This is a genomic window from Pedobacter albus (assembly GCF_036324255.1).
Classification (GTDB): domain Bacteria; phylum Bacteroidota; class Bacteroidia; order Sphingobacteriales; family Sphingobacteriaceae; genus Pedobacter; species Pedobacter albus.
On sequence record NZ_JAZDQT010000001.1, the window covers coordinates 1,458,014 to 1,473,523 of the forward strand.

The following is a 15,510-nucleotide window of genomic DNA, read 5'->3' on the forward strand; positions in this document are numbered from 1 at the left end:
TGATACATAAAAATTAGCCACCAACTTAAACCCTAGTTCCAATTTATCCTCTAAATTTAGCGGAAATAAGCAACCATGGCCTCGCTAATTAGTCCAAAAACACTTATAACAAAACAATTGATAAAAAAATGGACATTAAAATTGTATTTTCGGACATTAGAAAAGTCGAGAACCCCAGCATTAAACATATTTATACGGGCAAAACCTCATCACGTTACATTTAAAATTAGGCTATGAGCAATAAACCAGCTACCATTAAAGAGATTGCAAAAATTTTAAATCTATCTGCATCGTCGGTATCAAGAGCCCTGCACGACCATTCTAGCATTGGGCTTACTACCCGCATGCGCGTAAAGCAACTGGCCAAAGAACTGAATTATGTACCCAACCAAAAGGCCATCTTTTTTCAAAAAGGCAAAACCTTTACCCTGGGCGTAATCGTTCCGGAGCTTTCCGAATCATTCTTTTCGGAAGCGGTAAGCGGCATTGAAGATTATGCGCTGAAAAAAAACTACAGCGTACTGATTGCCCAATCGCACGACGATCTGGAGAAGGAAATAACCCTGGCCGAGAAATTCAAAAGCCATCGTGTTGACGGCCTGCTGGTATCGTTAGCCAAAACCACTTTCAACATCGACCATTTCAAACAGTTCGAAGACCTGAATATCCCCATTGTGTTTTTCGACCGCATTCCTCCGGTAAAAGACATCCATTATGTGGCTTGTAACATGGAAAATGGCACTTACGATGCCGTGAATTTCCTGCTTAAGAAAAAACACCGCTCCATTGGCATGATCAATGGCCCTGAAACGCTCAATGCTTCAGCCCAAAGAAGAGACGGCTATATCCAGGCGATGGTCAAAAACAGGCTCAAATTCGATCCGAGCCTCATCATCAATTGCGATTTGACCGAACAATCTACACGAGAAGCCATGGACAAACTGCTGAACAACAAGAGAAAGCCAACGGCCATTGTTACTTTTAATGATTATGTGGCGCTGTACGCCATCAAATATGCAAGGTTTTTGGGCATCAAAATCAACGACGAAATCGATTTTGTAAGCTATGCCAACCTGCCTATCATCCACTACATGGACTACTACCCTATTGCATCGGTTGAGCAAAACCCTTATCAGCAAGGCTACAGGGCCTCAGAAATCCTGCTGGACCTGTTGACGAAAAAGAAAAGCGAAAACGAGGAAAAAGAGGCCTACTACCACATTACCATAGACCCTGAGCTTATTTTGCACTAACATTTAAATAGCAGGAATACAGGCTGTCAAGGGCGTAAAAATCAAGCAAACGTTTGCGTTCTCACTTCATCTAACGTTTAGTTATGTTTGAAGAATAAGAACCATTTTATATCAATGCTTGAAACTGTACTGCTCAAATTTGGACTAGATATTTCAGATTGTCTTGTGCTGCCAGTTGGCAATGGATTAATTAACCAAACCTGGAAGATTAGCCATCGCAACAGGGAGTATATTTTGCAAAAGGTCAATACTGATGTTTTTAAGGAGCCAAATGTCATAGACGAGAACCTCAACAAACTCAAATCCTTCCTCGAACAACATTTCCCAGATTATATTTTCGTTGCGCCCCTAAAGTCGCCCAGTGGCCACACTTTGATAGAAACCGAAGAAGGCGCTTTCAGGATTTTCGACTTCGTTAAGAATTCGATTACCCTCAATACGGCCGAAGATGCGCAACAGGCCTATGAGGCTGCCAAACAGTTTGGCAAATTCAGCAGGTTGCTTTCTGGATTCGACGCGAGTACCCTACATCCTACCATACCCGATTTCCATAACCTACAGTTAAGGTATAATCAATTTAAAACCGCACTGGAAAGTGCAAATGCCGAAAGATTGAAAAATGCTGCCGAAGCCATCGAGGCTATCGAACAGCAACAGTACATCTTACAAAAATACCTCGATATCCTGAGCCAAAAGCTTGAGGTGCCGTTAAGGGTTATCCACCACGACACCAAGATCTCGAACGTACTTTTTGACCAAAACGGCAAAGGCTTATGCGTAATAGACCTGGACACGGTGATGCCAGGCTATTACATTAGCGATGTTGGCGATATGATGCGCAGCTACCTGTCGCCGGTATCGGAAGAATCGACCGACTTTGATCAAATTGCCGTGAGGAAGGTTTTCTTCATGGCCATTTACAAAGGCTACATGTCTGAAATGGCCGATATTTTAAACGCCACGGAAAAAGACTTGTTTATTTATGCCGGCCAATTTATCATCTACATGCAGGCCGTACGCTTTTTAACCGATTACCTGAACAACGATGTTTACTATGGCGCCCGCTACGAAACCCACAACCTCGATCGCGCCAAAAACCAGATCAGGTTATTGGAAGAATACACCGAGCATGGTAAAGACCTGCACCTGATGATTGAGCAGATCGGCGATTTGACCAATATTTCTTAAAAAACAGCAAACGTTTGCGCCGTCAAACTGCGCAAAATGATTTGAACAACGCTTTGCGAAAAGTCTGCAAAAACACCCTCCAAAAAATAACATCAAAAGAAAAGGCACCTATTACTAAGTGCCTTTTTCTTTTTTCATAAGTAGAGGTAGGGTTTATAATCCGCTGTCGTCGAGAGCGAAAGTATTTTTGCGTTCTGCCCATTTCCCTTTGGTAAAGTCTGGGAATTTTTGTGGGGCATTGCCTTCTTTTAAAGATTTGGTAGATAATGGGGTAATTACGCTCATGGTTACCGAATCGTAAACATCGATAGGTGTTTGTTTCTTTTGTTTTACCGCTTCGATAAAACCATTGAATACAAACCAGTCCATGCCGCCGTGGCCAGCGCCAACTGCTTCTTTTTCATATTTTTTCCATAGCGGGTGGTCGTATTTATCCAACCAAGGCTGTGCAGGCTCCCAAACGTCGTTTTTCTTGGCCTGTTTTTCAATATAGATCGATTTGTTCACGTCCATCCAAATGCCTTCTGTACCTTGTACCCTAAAGCCCAACGAGTAAGGTCTTGGCAAGTGGGTATCGTGGCTCAACAATACGGTCTCGCCGTTGGCACAGTTGATCATTGTAGTAGTTACGTCGCCGTTTTTGTAGTTGATTTTTGAATTCGGGTGGCCCGGCGAAAGATCGTTTACATAAGATGCCAAACCACGGGCTTTCGAGCTGAACGAAACGAGGTTGGTAAAGCGGTTGCCCCTATTGATATTGGCACACTGCATAATTGGTCCCACACCGTGCGTAGGGTACAAATCGCCATCTACGTCGATATTAAATTGGGTACGCCATTGGGCCTCGCTTAAAGCTTTCGGACCGTATTCAACACCGCCGCCATAATATTGTTTTCCGTTGTTAAACAACACGTTGCGCAAATTGTGCTGGTAGCCGCCTTCATAATGTACGATTTCGCCAAACAGATTTTGTCTTACCATGTTCAACACCGCCATCACGTCTCTCCTGTAGCAAACATTCTCCAAAGTCATGTAAGGCATCCCGGTTTTTTCGGAAGTATTTACAATGTCCCAGTGGTCTTGAACGGTTAATCCCGCAATTACTTCGCAGCCTACGTATTTACCGGCTTTCATGGCATCAACCGCTTGGTCCCTATGGAATTGCCAAGGTGTAGCGATAATTACCGCATCGATGTCTTTTCTGTCCAATAGTTTTTTGTAAGCGTCCAATCCGCCGGTGTACTCTACTGCAGGAGGTCTTCCGTTTTTGGCTATGAAAGATCTGCAACCTTTTAGAGAGCTTTCTTGAGTATCGCAAATAGCAACAATTTCTACATCATCGCGAAGGCAGCCTTCCGAAATGTGGCTCATGCCCCTGGCACCTACCCCGATGTAGCCCAGCCTTACCTTGCCTTTATCGGCTGCGAACAACCGCCCTGTAGGCAGTATGCTAAACGCGGCTCCGGCCATTGCGCTATTCTTAATAAAATCTCTACGTTCCATTTGTTTCTGTTTTTTTGGTTGATATTTATTTAATGTGTTTAAGTTTAATTAATTGGTATCGGCACCGCCACCTTTTTTAGGTGCTTTGCTATTCAGAAATTCCCACTCGACGAGATGTGAAACCTGATGCTCCTTTTTTACGACCTCGTCAAATCGCTTCACCAATTCTGGATGTTGCGCCACCAGATCGGTCGTTTCGTTCCTATCATTTTTAAGGTCAAAAATCATCCAGGGATTGTTGAGGTTCTTGCGCAGGTTAAGCTTTACGCCTTTCCAATTACCCATCCTAATGGCCAACTGACCTCCATTTTCGGGATATTCCCAATATAGGTAATCTCGCTTAACTTGTTCCTTGTTTTTACCCAACAAGGTTGGCAATAGCGAAACTCCATCTGTAGCGTTGGTTTTGGTTCCGGTAAGCTCGGCCAAAGTGGCCATGAGGTCAAATTGAGCCGAAATATAATCGCTGGTGGTATTTGCCTGAATTTTTCCTGGCCAGCGGGCGATAAAAGGCTCTCTAATTCCTCCTTCAAACACAAACATCTTGGTTCCTCTTAAACCATCAACGCTGTTGAAGAAGTCTTTATTTACCCCGCCATTAAACGTGGTTCCGTTATCGCTAGAAAACATAATGATGGTGTTTTCATCAAGCCCCAGCTTTTTAATTTGGTCCATGATGATACCTACCTGGTCATCCAAATAGGTAATCATGGCCGCATAGGTAGAATATGGATATTTGGTAGATGCGTATCCCTGTTGGCCATAATAGGGTTTTTCCTTAAACTGGCCGATGTATTGTTTTACATACTCGTCAGGCGCCTGTAAAGACACATGCGGAAGAGTATAGGGCATGTACAAGAAGAAAGGCTGGTTCTGATGCTTTTTGATAAACGTCAATGCCTTTTGAGTCATCAGCGCTGGGGCATATTCCTTGCCTTTAAAATAATCGAAATCCTTATCGGTCGCCTTTGTCGAATCCAAACGCTGATGAACATTGATATATGGATTGTTCAAAGGCACCTTTTGATCGTTTTCCCACAAGTGTGAAGGATAAAAATTGTGCGCTTGCTTTTGGTCTAAATAGCCATAATAATAGTCGAAGCCCTGCTTTAATGGCGAGCCAGTGGTATTGTCCATACCCAGGCCCCATTTGCCCGTAAGGGCTGTAGTATAGCCTGCTTGTTGCAGCATCTTCGGAATAGTAAAGGTTCCTTCGGGCAGTGGCATCTGTCCGCCCTCCAAACTATCGGGAAAGCCACCCATTTCATAGTTGCCTCTTATATAGGAATGTCCACCGTGCTTGCCTGTTAACAACATGCATCTAGCAGGCGCGCAAACCGGCGTACCCGCGTAATGTTGTGTAAAGCGCATCCCTTCTTTGGCCATTTGATCGAGATGAGGCGTTTTTATTTTTTGCTGGCCATAGGCACCGATCTCTGCATAGCCTAAATCATCAGCATAGATATAAATGATATTAGGCAGACGCTTTAATTTAACCTTTTTGCCTTGCTGGGCAAATAAAGTTAAAGCGGGCATCAAAAGGATAGCAAGAAATAAAGTCTTCGGACTAATCGATCTCATCCAGTTTTAAATTCGGTTACTTAATAATTTCAATGATACTGATTTTCAATATCTTAAACCATTCTAACATTACACAAACGTTTGACTCTAGTTGCCTGGCGCCTAAAGACCTTTGAAAAGCGTTTTCGAAAAATACAGCTTGTAGTCCTTAATTCGGCCATTCGGACCATCTTGCCTTGGCAAAAGCCTCATGCCACTTACTGTATATTCCTTGCCCAGGTCTATCACCACCTGATGTGGCGGCTTTGGCGATTTGCCCTGCCATTGGGTATGCCAGATACTGGTAAACTGCAAATCGAATACGTTTACGGCACTCCCATCGTCGCCACTGAGCTCTTCGCTATCGGCAAACACCACTTTCCAATTGGTTCTTGGTATCTCCTGCCCCTTGGCATCGAGCAATACGATTTCGGCTACCGAAGTATAAGGCTGTCCTTTTTGCTCCGATAAGGCTTCCAGACAAAAATACCTGCCTGTAACTGCATTGAAACTCACATTTTGCCATTTGGCGTTATTTTCGAAGGTTCCGCTTGCGATAGGCTGTTGTGCATCGGGGTTCCATTGTTGGTTGGCTTTTCTGTGTACCTGTTGTTGCGCTTCGTTAACCTGATCTAAAATCGGATGGTCTAAAAACGACAGGGTGGGCTTAGCTAATCCGAACAAATCGAAAACCACCACTTCATTTGCTCCGTTTTTTAGCCAGCTTGCCGGTACCAACATGGTTTGCGTTGGACCAATGCTCCAAAAACGGCTCAAGCATTTTCCGTTTACCCAAACCAGGCCTTTGTTCCATTTGCTCATGTCCAAATAGGTATCTTCTAGCTTATTGGCTACAAAAGTGCCTCGATAAAAGGTTGCACCCAGTTTTGAAACCGCTGGTAAAGCTTCGTATTTGATCGGAATATTGTTTTCGCCTAAACGGATCGGGTAATTTTTCCACGATTTCAGCTCTGTTTTCTTGTTATTTTCGGTCAAGAAAACCTGTCCGTGGATACCTTTGCGGTCGTGCATGGCATAACCATAATTAACTCTGCCAGTAGCCTCTACCAAAACTTTCAATGTAGACGCTTGTTTTCGTGCTGGAATTTCTATGCTGAATTTGTTCTTGCGACGGTCTAAGGTACCGATCAGCTGATCGTTTACATACACCAAGGCATAATCGTGTATTTCTTTAAAGCTTAAAATGGCCTTTGCGCCAGCCTTAAGACCGGTTTGGTAAAGCACCGCACCAAAATCCTGATTCAGGTCTTCCATCAGCATAGCCGTATCACTTACCACAGCTTTGGGCAAATTTTTAGAAAGCGGTGCATAAGCCGTAAATTTTACCGGGCTAAGCTTTTGAATGCGATTAACCGCAGGCACAGCAGGCAAAGCCTCTCCTTCTTGCAGGTATTTGGAGAAAAGCTCGCGGATGGCATAAAATTTTTCGGTCGGATTGCCTGCTTCATCAATTGGGGCATCATAGTCGTAGCTACTGGTTTGAGGCAGGTAAGGTGGCGCATTGGCACCACTATAAGTTCCGAAAGAGGTACCGCCATGCGCCATATAAATACTGAAAGAAGCTTTTTGGTCGAGCATGTATTTCAACTCGTCAACAATTCTCTTGGTATCGCCTTTATGATGTGGTCTGCCCCAGCTGTCGAACCAGCCCGGATAATATTCGCCACACATCAATGGTCCGGTTGGCTGAATGGCTCTCAAGGCCTTAAAATTAGCTTCTGGATTGCTACCGAAATTAACAACGGCAAACAAACCTTCAGGATGGTCGTTTTTCAATTGCGAAGGGCCGTCGCAGTGGAATAAAGGCACTCTAAAACCAGCTTCCTGCAGGTACGATTTAATGGTGTTCATGTACACCTTATCGCTGCCGTAACTGCCGTACTCGTTTTCTACCTGCACCATAATGATATTGCCGCCTTTATTGATTTGTAGCGGAGCCAGTTCCTTGCCAACTGCCAACAGGTATTTTTTGGCCCTTGCCATAAAATAAGGGTGTTGGGTACGCAATTGGATGGTTTTATCTTTGAGCAGCCACCAAGGGAAACCGCCAAACTCCCATTCGGCACAAGAATAAGGTCCCGGTCTTAAGATAACATATAGACCTTCTTCCTTGGCTAATTTACAGAACTCAGCGGCGTCGCTTTGCCCTTGCCAAGTAAACTGATCAGGCTGTTTCTCGTGGATATTCCAAAAAAGATAGGCGCATACCGTATTTAAGCCCATGGCTTTGGCCATTTGCAGGCGGTTGCGCCATTCGGCCTTAGGAATACGGGCAAAATGCATTTCGCCACAGCGAATTACATAGGGTTTGCCATTCAGCTCAAAAGCTTCGTTGCCAATGGCAAAGGTTTGGGTTTTGTGCTGCCCCATTGCATTTACACCTATGAGCAACAACAAAAAGGAAAATAAAAGTCTGCTGACGTTTATCATGATTGAGTTAAGGTTTGGTTAGGTTTTATTATCCAATAATACCCATTTACCTTAGGTTAAACCCGAGCTAATATTACACAAACGTTTGCCTTAACCTTACTTTTATTGTCTGAATGAGGCTAATGGCCATTCGCGTTATTTGAAATTATGGACTGATTTTAAGTAAACAACAAAGTACAAGGTGATTCAAGATGGAGTATTAGTTGTCTAGAATTTGTTTAATTGCTTCTAGGCTGAAAATGTTTCTCGCGATTATTTTCCCTTCGGCGTTTATCAGGATATTTGCAGGAATTGTGTTTATCTTATAGTTTTTGGGCGTATCAGAAGAATGTCCTTTCCCATCGGAAATATTTAACCAAGGATAATTATCGGCTAAGCTTGCCTTTTTCCATGCCCCCGCATCGTCGTCCAATGAGACCAAAATAACATCAAAGCCTTTAGACTTGTTCAGGTAATAGAAAGGATATAGTTTTTGAAGGGATTCTCTACATGGTGCGCACCAGCTTGCCCAAAACTCTATTAAAGTTACCTTGCTCTTATTTTTTTTGAAATACTGTTGATTTAGTAATGTTGCCTTACCTGTTATTGTATTTCCTGAAATTGGAATCAGTTCTTCGTTAATCAATTGCGTCTTTTCCTCGGCTTTATCGCTTTTTAAAGCTGCATTCATGCTTTCCTTAAGTGAAATACCATAGCCACTTTTTTTAACGGCATCAGAAAAGTTTTCATAGATTTTTTGTTCCTCTAAATCAAAACTGTTGTTTTTGGTCAGGATGTATGGAGACACTATATTGTTTGGATTTGCGAATGCGATTTTTTTATTAAAATTTCGCAAATCGGTATTGAAATTATTGACCACGCTTAGCACGCTATCTGCCATCCGCGTATCTTTAGCCGCTATTAATTCCTTATGCAATTTAAGCCTCTGTTCTTTTAATCTAGATAAGCTGTCTAGCCCTTTAAAATAAATCCTCAACAAATTATCCGATTCTGAGTTGCTTACAACCTCAAAGCCTCTATTGGCCACATTATAGGTTATATTATAGCTAGCTTTTGGCTCAATAGCTAGCTTGTAGGAAGCATACCTCGACCCGATACTCAATCCCAGCATAGCAACCTGCGCAACATCCACGTTATCTTTAAACACTACGCTCTTATTACGGATTTCGGCAGTATAAATACGTTTTGCTCCTGATAAAACTTCCTTATTATAGGTTGTTAGATTACAGGTATCCCCATCAACTATTTTATTATCGGGGTCGATGAATTTTATGTTAATCTCAAAATTTTGTGCCAACAAAATCTCGGGAACAAAAATGGCAAGCAGGATAAATATTAATCTCATTTGTAATAAATCTAAATTTGTGGCCTATAAATTATTATAAGCCACAATTAACCAAATACTAATACCCGCAATCTACGAATTGACAAGTTGGGTCATTCTCGCAAAAAGCCTCAGCAAATTGGTGTGCAAAAGCAAATCCACTATTACGAGGAACAGTTACATTGCCACTTTCAGTTGTCCCATTCCAGAAGTAATAAGTACAAGGCACACTAATCATGTCTGCTTCTACCCCACCCATTACTTGTTTAAGCTCTGCTCTAGAAAGCGCACCCCATGGCTTAGAAGCATTTGGCTCTAAAGTTAAGTTTTTCATTGTTTTAATGTTTATAATTGTTTGATATAGTTTGTAACCCTTTCACGCAAGGGCAACTTAAGCGACGCCAGTGAACGCTGGAGTTCGTATTTTCTGTTCTTTAGAAGGGTATCTTCCAAAATGCTGACACAATAAAAAGGGATTGAAAACTTATACAATAGGTGGGATGTACCTAATGGTCATTATCTTAACTAACTGGCACTTTAAGTTAGAGAATATAAGTACATAAATGCAAATTTATTTGGAACGGTTATAACAAAGGCTCTATAGTTTGCTTGGAGATAAACAGAGGAATGGTAACCAATGATTATAGACCATCATTTCTTCATTATTTTAGCTATTGAAATATTTTTTTTCTTTATCAGAAATCGACATCCATTTACATCACAATTACCTTATTTAACGTAAAGGCCGATTTCAAGTAAGACCACAACAAAACCAATACACCGAAGCCGGCAAATACAAATTTGACAAGTGCTACCCAATGGGGGTTACAATAAGATTCGGCAGTTAAAACATGATGAAAATTATGCTGTATCATTAGATTTTCGATTACATCCAACAAGCCAGTCAAAGGAGCCAAAAACAAATTGAAACGCAACAAATTATTCAGCCACACTGATTTTTCAAGTTGCATCAGCGAATTGGCCAAGGCCATCAACAAAATGACATAAACCACTATAAAAAGATAGTCCAGCCGAACATTTTGTTTAGCGATATCCAACAAGGTACCCTCGCCATAGGCGCTGTTATGCCACTGTTGTAAAATATGCTTGCCCATTGCACCATCATTGGCCAACTCTAAGTTGATGATGCCAAAACCAGCACGATGCAGGAGATTTCCCTGATAGCCCATGATGAGTACGATGGCGATAAATATAGCAAAGAGTAACTTTTTCATAAGTTTGAGCAATTAAGATTTAACCCGATAAACCAAACCATTTGGTGAGGGCATTCCATTGATGCACTGAATAAAGCAAGCCCCCGTTTTCTTGAAATTTTCAGGCAAGGGATGCAATTCGTCAGTCCAGCCTTCATCGCCTACTGCACCTCTCGAATCGATATGGAATACGCAATCGTACCCAGCAATGCCTTGAAAAAGCTCTCCCACTTCGATCATCATTTCGTTGAACAAAAAGATCATGGCATACAAAACATCGCGTTGCACCTGCTCATTGGTAATGCCACGCATTTCAAGCGGTGTTTTTAACCAGCCGCCATGCCCCAAAAACTTTCTGACAAGAGGTTTATACCATCTTAACGGATTAAGGCCAAAACCCAGCTTTCGAGAAGGCTGTGGGTAGTCATAGCCTTGTGTAATGACCTTAATCCCCGGAAACTTGCCATTTTTCGGATCTTTTGTACCTGCAGTAAAAATGCCATTAAAGATGTAATAGTATTGCAACTGAAAAAACATCAGCAAGGCAAAAAAATCTTTTGAAAGGTAGGCCACGCCATTATTGAAGCGATCGGGATCAAAATCCGTTCTCGATATGCGCATCAGTTCGCGTGCCCAGGCGCTTTCCATAAATTCCTCTGATTTGCCAAGCGGGTTCACCATGGCCGCAATGCGATTTTCGCCAACCAAATCATTCCCTCCTCCACTGATGATAAAAAAATCGGGGTGCATGGTAGATAATTGTTCGATATATTTTCTGGCACTCAGCATATTGAGCAACCAGTCGCCACCCGAAGCCAGGCTGTAAACCGCCATGTTCTTCTCCATCGAAACCCAATCGATTACATCACTGAGCAAAATAGGGTAATTGAACCAGGAGTCGCCTTCTACCAAGATGACTTTATTAGCCAAATCTTCCCGAAATCCATTTTTGATCTTCGCAAAGAACTTTTTATTGCGCTGCGCATTTTTGAGGGCATCAACTTTGGCCATAACTGGCGCCAATGCAGCAATCTTGCGTACCTGTTCATCGTTCAGGTCGTAAATCTTTTGGATAATGATCGAAAGATCAAGTTCATTGATTTCCTCACGGAGCAAATGAAGTTCGGCAATAGAGATCCTATTGGCCAGCAATTTTTTAATGAGCTCTTCTTTTTCTTTAGCCGTCATATCAATCAAGAGGGGTTATAGGTAAACTTTAACGGTGGATGCAAGCCTATCAAGCCCCATCGCACTGTTCGCGCTTCATCTAGCATGGCCTCAATGGAGCCATAGCTTTGGGATCGAATATTTCATGGACATATAGCCGTCAGCTACATCACGCTGCGAAGCTATTGATTGGAGAAAGTGTCATAACGTTAATTTAGATAAATAGCGAACAATCTAATTTAAACATTAAACCACTGATTTACAAATATTTTGCGTTTTGTAAAAATATAGAGCAAAGCAAAAAAATCAACCGGATTAGGGTTGATTTTCTGTATCTATCGATAGGATGTTTTTACTTTGTTTTGAATGCTACCGGAAAAGATTTGAGTGCATAGCCCTTCACCGACTTAAAGCTTCTTCCCGTAACCACAAAATCATAATTGGTTCCTGGTTTGAGGTCTACGTACATGGTTATGCTATAGCCATCCTCTGCAAACTCGCCAACTTTGGTAATCGGAAAATGGTCTTTCCCCAACTCGCCCAAATCTATGGAATAGCCCTTGTTGCTCATCGGTTCGGAAAAAACAATACGGATTTGTTTGAGTGCAGGATCTACATTTTGATCGCCATTGGCAAAAGGCTCTATCCTTAATACCCTAGGTTGCTTGGCTTCGTATTTCTTAATCAGTTCGGCTTCGTCAAAACCTTCGGGATAGTAGTTTGAGCGTTTTAAAAAAGCTGTTACCAAAGCTGGCTCGTCATAATTGAGTTCGATGATTTCCTTGATTGCTTTTTTCTTGTCTATGGCCTGTTTATAATAGCTTTTACAGATAGCATAACCCATGTAATAGCCCAAATCGGCCACTTTTGCGTTAGAACCATTGTAAAGCCAGCTTTCGGTAGCGGGAGTAAACATTTCTTCCTTAAATTGCTTTTTCAAAGAATCTTCATGTGCCCTGCCATAGGTTGCATAACTGCCATCCAACAATTTGTTCATCACCAGTTCGGTAATGAAATCGCAAGCACCTTCTTTAATGCTTTGGGCCAAAAGATTGGGTGTATAGCCACTTTGCTGGGTGTGCACATATTCGTGAACATTGAGGCGCACAAGATTGGCTTCGGAGCTGCCTTTAAAGACGTTACGCAACCAGTCGTTAGGAAATTCGGAAGCATCGGTTTTGGGATTTCCCGTTGCGATTTCGGCACCTACCAATACCATGCCCTCGCCCACCGTGCCTCCCGAGCGCAAACCGCCTATGGTAAAATACATTTTGGCTTCTTTGAGCTCTGGATAGAGTTTTTTGAATTTCTGAATGCTTTTTTCAATCTCCTGCCCCTTGTTTTTCACTGACAAGGTATTGGGGCGAATGGAATTCCAGAATTTGGGATAACGGCGGATTAGCGATACATAGAGTGGTGCGCTATAGCCCCTGGCCTTCATAAAAGCCTTGAGGCCCTCGGTTCCCTTGTCTATGTATAAGGTTTGGATATAATTGACCTGTTTAACGCTATCGACAGTCGTACGCACGCTATCAAAAGCCTTCCAAAAATTGTCGATGTCGATGGTAAAAACTTTTTGCTGGGCCTGTACCTTACTTAACATTCCAAAGGTCAAAGCACCAAGAATCATGAAAATAACCGGTTTAAGTTTCATAAGAGGTTTGTCTTTTTTCAAAAGACACCATTAAATGGCTTCTTGTTGCACGTAGTTTAATTTTCCCGATATTTTATTGCATAAACCTATATCCGACAGTTTAGTTTTCAAGTGGTTTCGACAGGCTAAGTCTTCGATTAAACCCAAGCTAAAACGGCCAAATCGACAGCATTAAGGCACAATTACAGAAAAACTTAACGAATTATTTACACTTATTTGTTTATTAGCTAATTTGCACTAGTTTTGATTACCCAAAACTTACTTTCTCCTAAGTTTAATATTAAAAAATTAGTTGACAAAGTAAAAATCCAGTGGTTGTGTGATGGTGCCCTATGATTCTCCTTCTGATAGCGAATTGATCCAGTTGCTGAAAAGTGACGATGGAATAGCTTATACCATTATCTACAATAAATATTTCGACAATTTGTACATCCATGCCTACCAAAAGCTGCGCAACAAGGAAGAAGCCAAGGATGTAGTGCACGAACTTTTTGCCCATTTGTGGAACAAGCGCAGCACCTTAGTCATCGATTCGAGTTTAAACGCCTATCTCTATGCAGCAGTTAGAAACAGGATACTCGATTTTATCACGCACCAACAGGTAGAATCGAAATACATTTCTTCCTTGCAAAGCTATATCGACCAAGGCCATTGCATTACCGACCATCGCGTTCGCGAAAAACAATTGACCAAGCTGATCGACAATGGAATTTCGGCCCTGCCCGAAAAAATGAAGGCCGTTTTTGAATTGAGCAGAAAACAAAAGTTAAGTCATAAGGAAATTGCTACGCAGCTAAGCCTATCGGAAAAAACTGTTAAAAAGCAGATAAACAATGCATTAAAGATATTGAGAGTGAAGTTGGGAACGATGCTTTTTATTGCCGTCTGAAAATTATTTTAACTTTTTGTTATTTCTTCTACGCCCAAGCCCACCCTTTGCCGTCTTACTATGCAAAAAGAGAGAGATTCTTTAAAACATGCAAAAAATAGACGCAAAAACATTACTTCAAAAATATAGGGCCAATCAGTGTACGGAAGAAGAACTCGCTTTGTTGGAAAGCTGGTATGTTGTCGACGAACTTGAACCGATCGATTTAACGCTAGAAGATCTTCAGGAAGCGAAAGCAGACACTTGGCAACAGCTGCCGATCCATCAAAAGAAGGTAGTCCGTCTGAACTGGTCCTACCAAAAAATAGCAGCCGTGGCCGCTGTCTTCGCTATTTTATTCTTCGGAACCTATTTCTTCCTCAACCGAAACCAGCCACAAAGCCAAACCAAAAACGAACTGGCTGTTGCCAAAATCGTACCGGGAGGCAAAAAAGCCATCCTCACTTTGGGCAACGGTACTTCCATCGTTTTATCCAATGCCAAAAACGGCAAACTGGCAGACCAAAATGATGTGCATATTTTCAAAACCGAAGACGATGCCTTGGTTTATAACGGCCAACAGGATGCCAATCAGGGCACAAACGACATCAATACGTTGACCATTCCTAGTGGCGGCTATTACAGCCTTACCTTGGCCGATGGCACAAAAGTCTGGCTAAATTCGGAATCTTCGTTAACCTATCCTACTGCGTTTAACGGCAAGGAAAGGGTGGTAAAACTAAGCGGAGAGGGCTATTTTGAAGTTGCCCATCGCAACAACCAAGCCTTTAAGGTCATTGCCAATAACCAAACCGTTGAAGTGCTCGGCACCCATTTCAACATCAATGCCTATGCTAACGAAAGGGCTACGGTTACCACTTTATTGCAGGGCAGCGTTAAAGTTAGCACCAGTGGTGGCACCAGCAAAATGCTTGCGCCTGGACTGGAAACAGTTGTAGTTAAAGACAATATCAGCATCAGGCCTGCCGATGAAGACAACGCCATTGCCTGGACTGAAAACAATTTTGTTTTCAACAAGGAAGAACTGGGCAGCATCATGCGAAAAATTTCGAGGTGGTATGATATAGACATCGATTGTCCGCCAAATATGGCCAAGCTTAGCTTTTCGGGTTCCATTTCAAGAAGCAGAAACATCAAGCAGGTGCTCAAAATTATGGAACTGACCAATAGTGTTCACTTTAAGTTCGAAGAAAGGAGAATCATCATTATGCCATAGACTTACGCTCCAAAAGCAGTAGGCCAAAAAAAAAGCCAAGGGTGGTTGCAACACCCCTGGCCTTAAGCGCTTTGCAACGCAATATTCGGGC

The 15,510-nt window shown here is 42.2% G+C and carries 12 protein-coding genes; 4 read left to right on the plus strand and 8 right to left on the minus strand.

The window, feature by feature from the left end; translation table 11 throughout:
- The first annotated feature begins 233 nt into the window (after positions 1-233).
- Both VRU48_RS06090 and VRU48_RS06095 read left to right on the plus strand, forming a co-directional pair.
- On the plus strand, positions 234-1,253 hold the full coding sequence (locus VRU48_RS06090; RefSeq protein WP_199141474.1) for a LacI family DNA-binding transcriptional regulator: 1,020 nt from the start codon (positions 234-236) through the stop codon (positions 1,251-1,253).
- A 114-nt stretch (positions 1,254-1,367) separates the two neighbouring features.
- On the plus strand, positions 1,368-2,441 hold the full coding sequence (locus VRU48_RS06095) for a phosphotransferase enzyme family protein (RefSeq protein WP_330107033.1): 1,074 nt from the start codon (positions 1,368-1,370) through the stop codon (positions 2,439-2,441).
- Between the two features lie 153 nt (positions 2,442-2,594).
- Here VRU48_RS06095 and VRU48_RS06100 read toward each other — a convergent pair whose 3' ends face one another.
- The 8 genes from VRU48_RS06100 to VRU48_RS06135 form a co-directional block, all read right to left on the minus strand.
- Positions 2,595-3,944, minus strand: coding sequence for a Gfo/Idh/MocA family protein (locus tag VRU48_RS06100; RefSeq protein WP_330107034.1), 1,350 nt, complete (start codon positions 3,942-3,944; stop codon positions 2,595-2,597).
- Positions 3,945-3,992: 48 nt separating this feature from the next.
- Positions 3,993-5,525, minus strand: a complete 1,533-nt coding sequence (locus VRU48_RS06105; protein WP_330107035.1) for an arylsulfatase — start codon at positions 5,523-5,525, stop codon at positions 3,993-3,995.
- 102 nt (positions 5,526-5,627) lie between these two features.
- Positions 5,628-7,955, minus strand: a complete 2,328-nt coding sequence (locus tag VRU48_RS06110) for a beta-galactosidase (RefSeq protein ID WP_330107036.1) — start codon at positions 7,953-7,955, stop codon at positions 5,628-5,630.
- A 199-nt stretch (positions 7,956-8,154) separates the two neighbouring features.
- On the minus strand, positions 8,155-9,300 hold the full coding sequence (locus VRU48_RS06115) for a TlpA family protein disulfide reductase (protein WP_330107037.1): 1,146 nt from the start codon (positions 9,298-9,300) through the stop codon (positions 8,155-8,157).
- Between the two features lie 58 nt (positions 9,301-9,358).
- Positions 9,359-9,613 carry a hypothetical protein gene (locus VRU48_RS06120; RefSeq protein ID WP_330107038.1) on the minus strand — a complete coding sequence of 85 codons (255 nt, stop codon included), beginning with the start codon at positions 9,611-9,613 and terminating at the stop codon, positions 9,359-9,361.
- Between the two features lie 379 nt (positions 9,614-9,992).
- Positions 9,993-10,514 carry a hypothetical protein gene (locus VRU48_RS06125; protein WP_330107039.1) on the minus strand — a complete coding sequence of 174 codons (522 nt, stop codon included), beginning with the start codon at positions 10,512-10,514 and terminating at the stop codon, positions 9,993-9,995.
- Between the two features lie 12 nt (positions 10,515-10,526).
- Positions 10,527-11,681: a hypothetical protein gene (locus VRU48_RS06130; protein ID WP_330107040.1), complete on the minus strand. Its 1,155-nt coding sequence runs from the start codon at positions 11,679-11,681 to the stop codon at positions 10,527-10,529.
- 331 nt (positions 11,682-12,012) lie between these two features.
- On the minus strand, positions 12,013-13,314 hold the full coding sequence (locus VRU48_RS06135) for an Ig-like domain-containing protein (protein WP_330107041.1): 1,302 nt from the start codon (positions 13,312-13,314) through the stop codon (positions 12,013-12,015).
- Between the two features lie 322 nt (positions 13,315-13,636).
- On the opposite strand from VRU48_RS06135, the gene VRU48_RS06140 reads away from it, so the two are divergent.
- Positions 13,637-14,203 carry an RNA polymerase sigma-70 factor gene (locus VRU48_RS06140; protein ID WP_330107757.1) on the plus strand — a complete coding sequence of 189 codons (567 nt, stop codon included), beginning with the start codon at positions 13,637-13,639 and terminating at the stop codon, positions 14,201-14,203.
- Between the two features lie 88 nt (positions 14,204-14,291).
- A complete protein-coding gene (locus VRU48_RS06145; RefSeq protein ID WP_330107042.1) occupies positions 14,292-15,419 on the plus strand; it encodes a FecR family protein in 1,128 nt (375 codons plus the stop codon).
- Positions 15,420-15,510: the final 91 nt, after the last annotated feature.

Bases quoted from the DNA above. Each gene is read 5' to 3' on its own strand.
- VRU48_RS06110 (WP_330107036.1), bottom strand. From the start codon at position 7,955: ATGATAAACGTCAGCAGACTTTTATTTTCCTTTTTGTTGTTGCTCATA.
- VRU48_RS06140 (WP_330107757.1), top strand. From the start codon at position 13,637: ATGGTGCCCTATGATTCTCCTTCTGATAGCGAATTGATCCAGTTGCTG.
- VRU48_RS06100 (WP_330107034.1), bottom strand. From the start codon at position 3,944: ATGGAACGTAGAGATTTTATTAAGAATAGCGCAATGGCCGGAGCCGCG.
- VRU48_RS06095 (WP_330107033.1), top strand. From the start codon at position 1,368: ATGCTTGAAACTGTACTGCTCAAATTTGGACTAGATATTTCAGATTGT.
- VRU48_RS06135 (WP_330107041.1), bottom strand. From the start codon at position 13,314: ATGAAACTTAAACCGGTTATTTTCATGATTCTTGGTGCTTTGACCTTT.
- VRU48_RS06125 (WP_330107039.1), bottom strand. From the start codon at position 10,514: ATGAAAAAGTTACTCTTTGCTATATTTATCGCCATCGTACTCATCATG.
- VRU48_RS06120 (WP_330107038.1), bottom strand. From the start codon at position 9,613: ATGAAAAACTTAACTTTAGAGCCAAATGCTTCTAAGCCATGGGGTGCG.
- VRU48_RS06090 (WP_199141474.1), top strand. From the start codon at position 234: ATGAGCAATAAACCAGCTACCATTAAAGAGATTGCAAAAATTTTAAAT.
- VRU48_RS06145 (WP_330107042.1), top strand. From the start codon at position 14,292: ATGCAAAAAATAGACGCAAAAACATTACTTCAAAAATATAGGGCCAAT.
- VRU48_RS06105 (WP_330107035.1), bottom strand. From the start codon at position 5,525: ATGAGATCGATTAGTCCGAAGACTTTATTTCTTGCTATCCTTTTGATG.
- VRU48_RS06115 (WP_330107037.1), bottom strand. From the start codon at position 9,300: ATGAGATTAATATTTATCCTGCTTGCCATTTTTGTTCCCGAGATTTTG.
- VRU48_RS06130 (WP_330107040.1), bottom strand. From the start codon at position 11,681: ATGACGGCTAAAGAAAAAGAAGAGCTCATTAAAAAATTGCTGGCCAAT.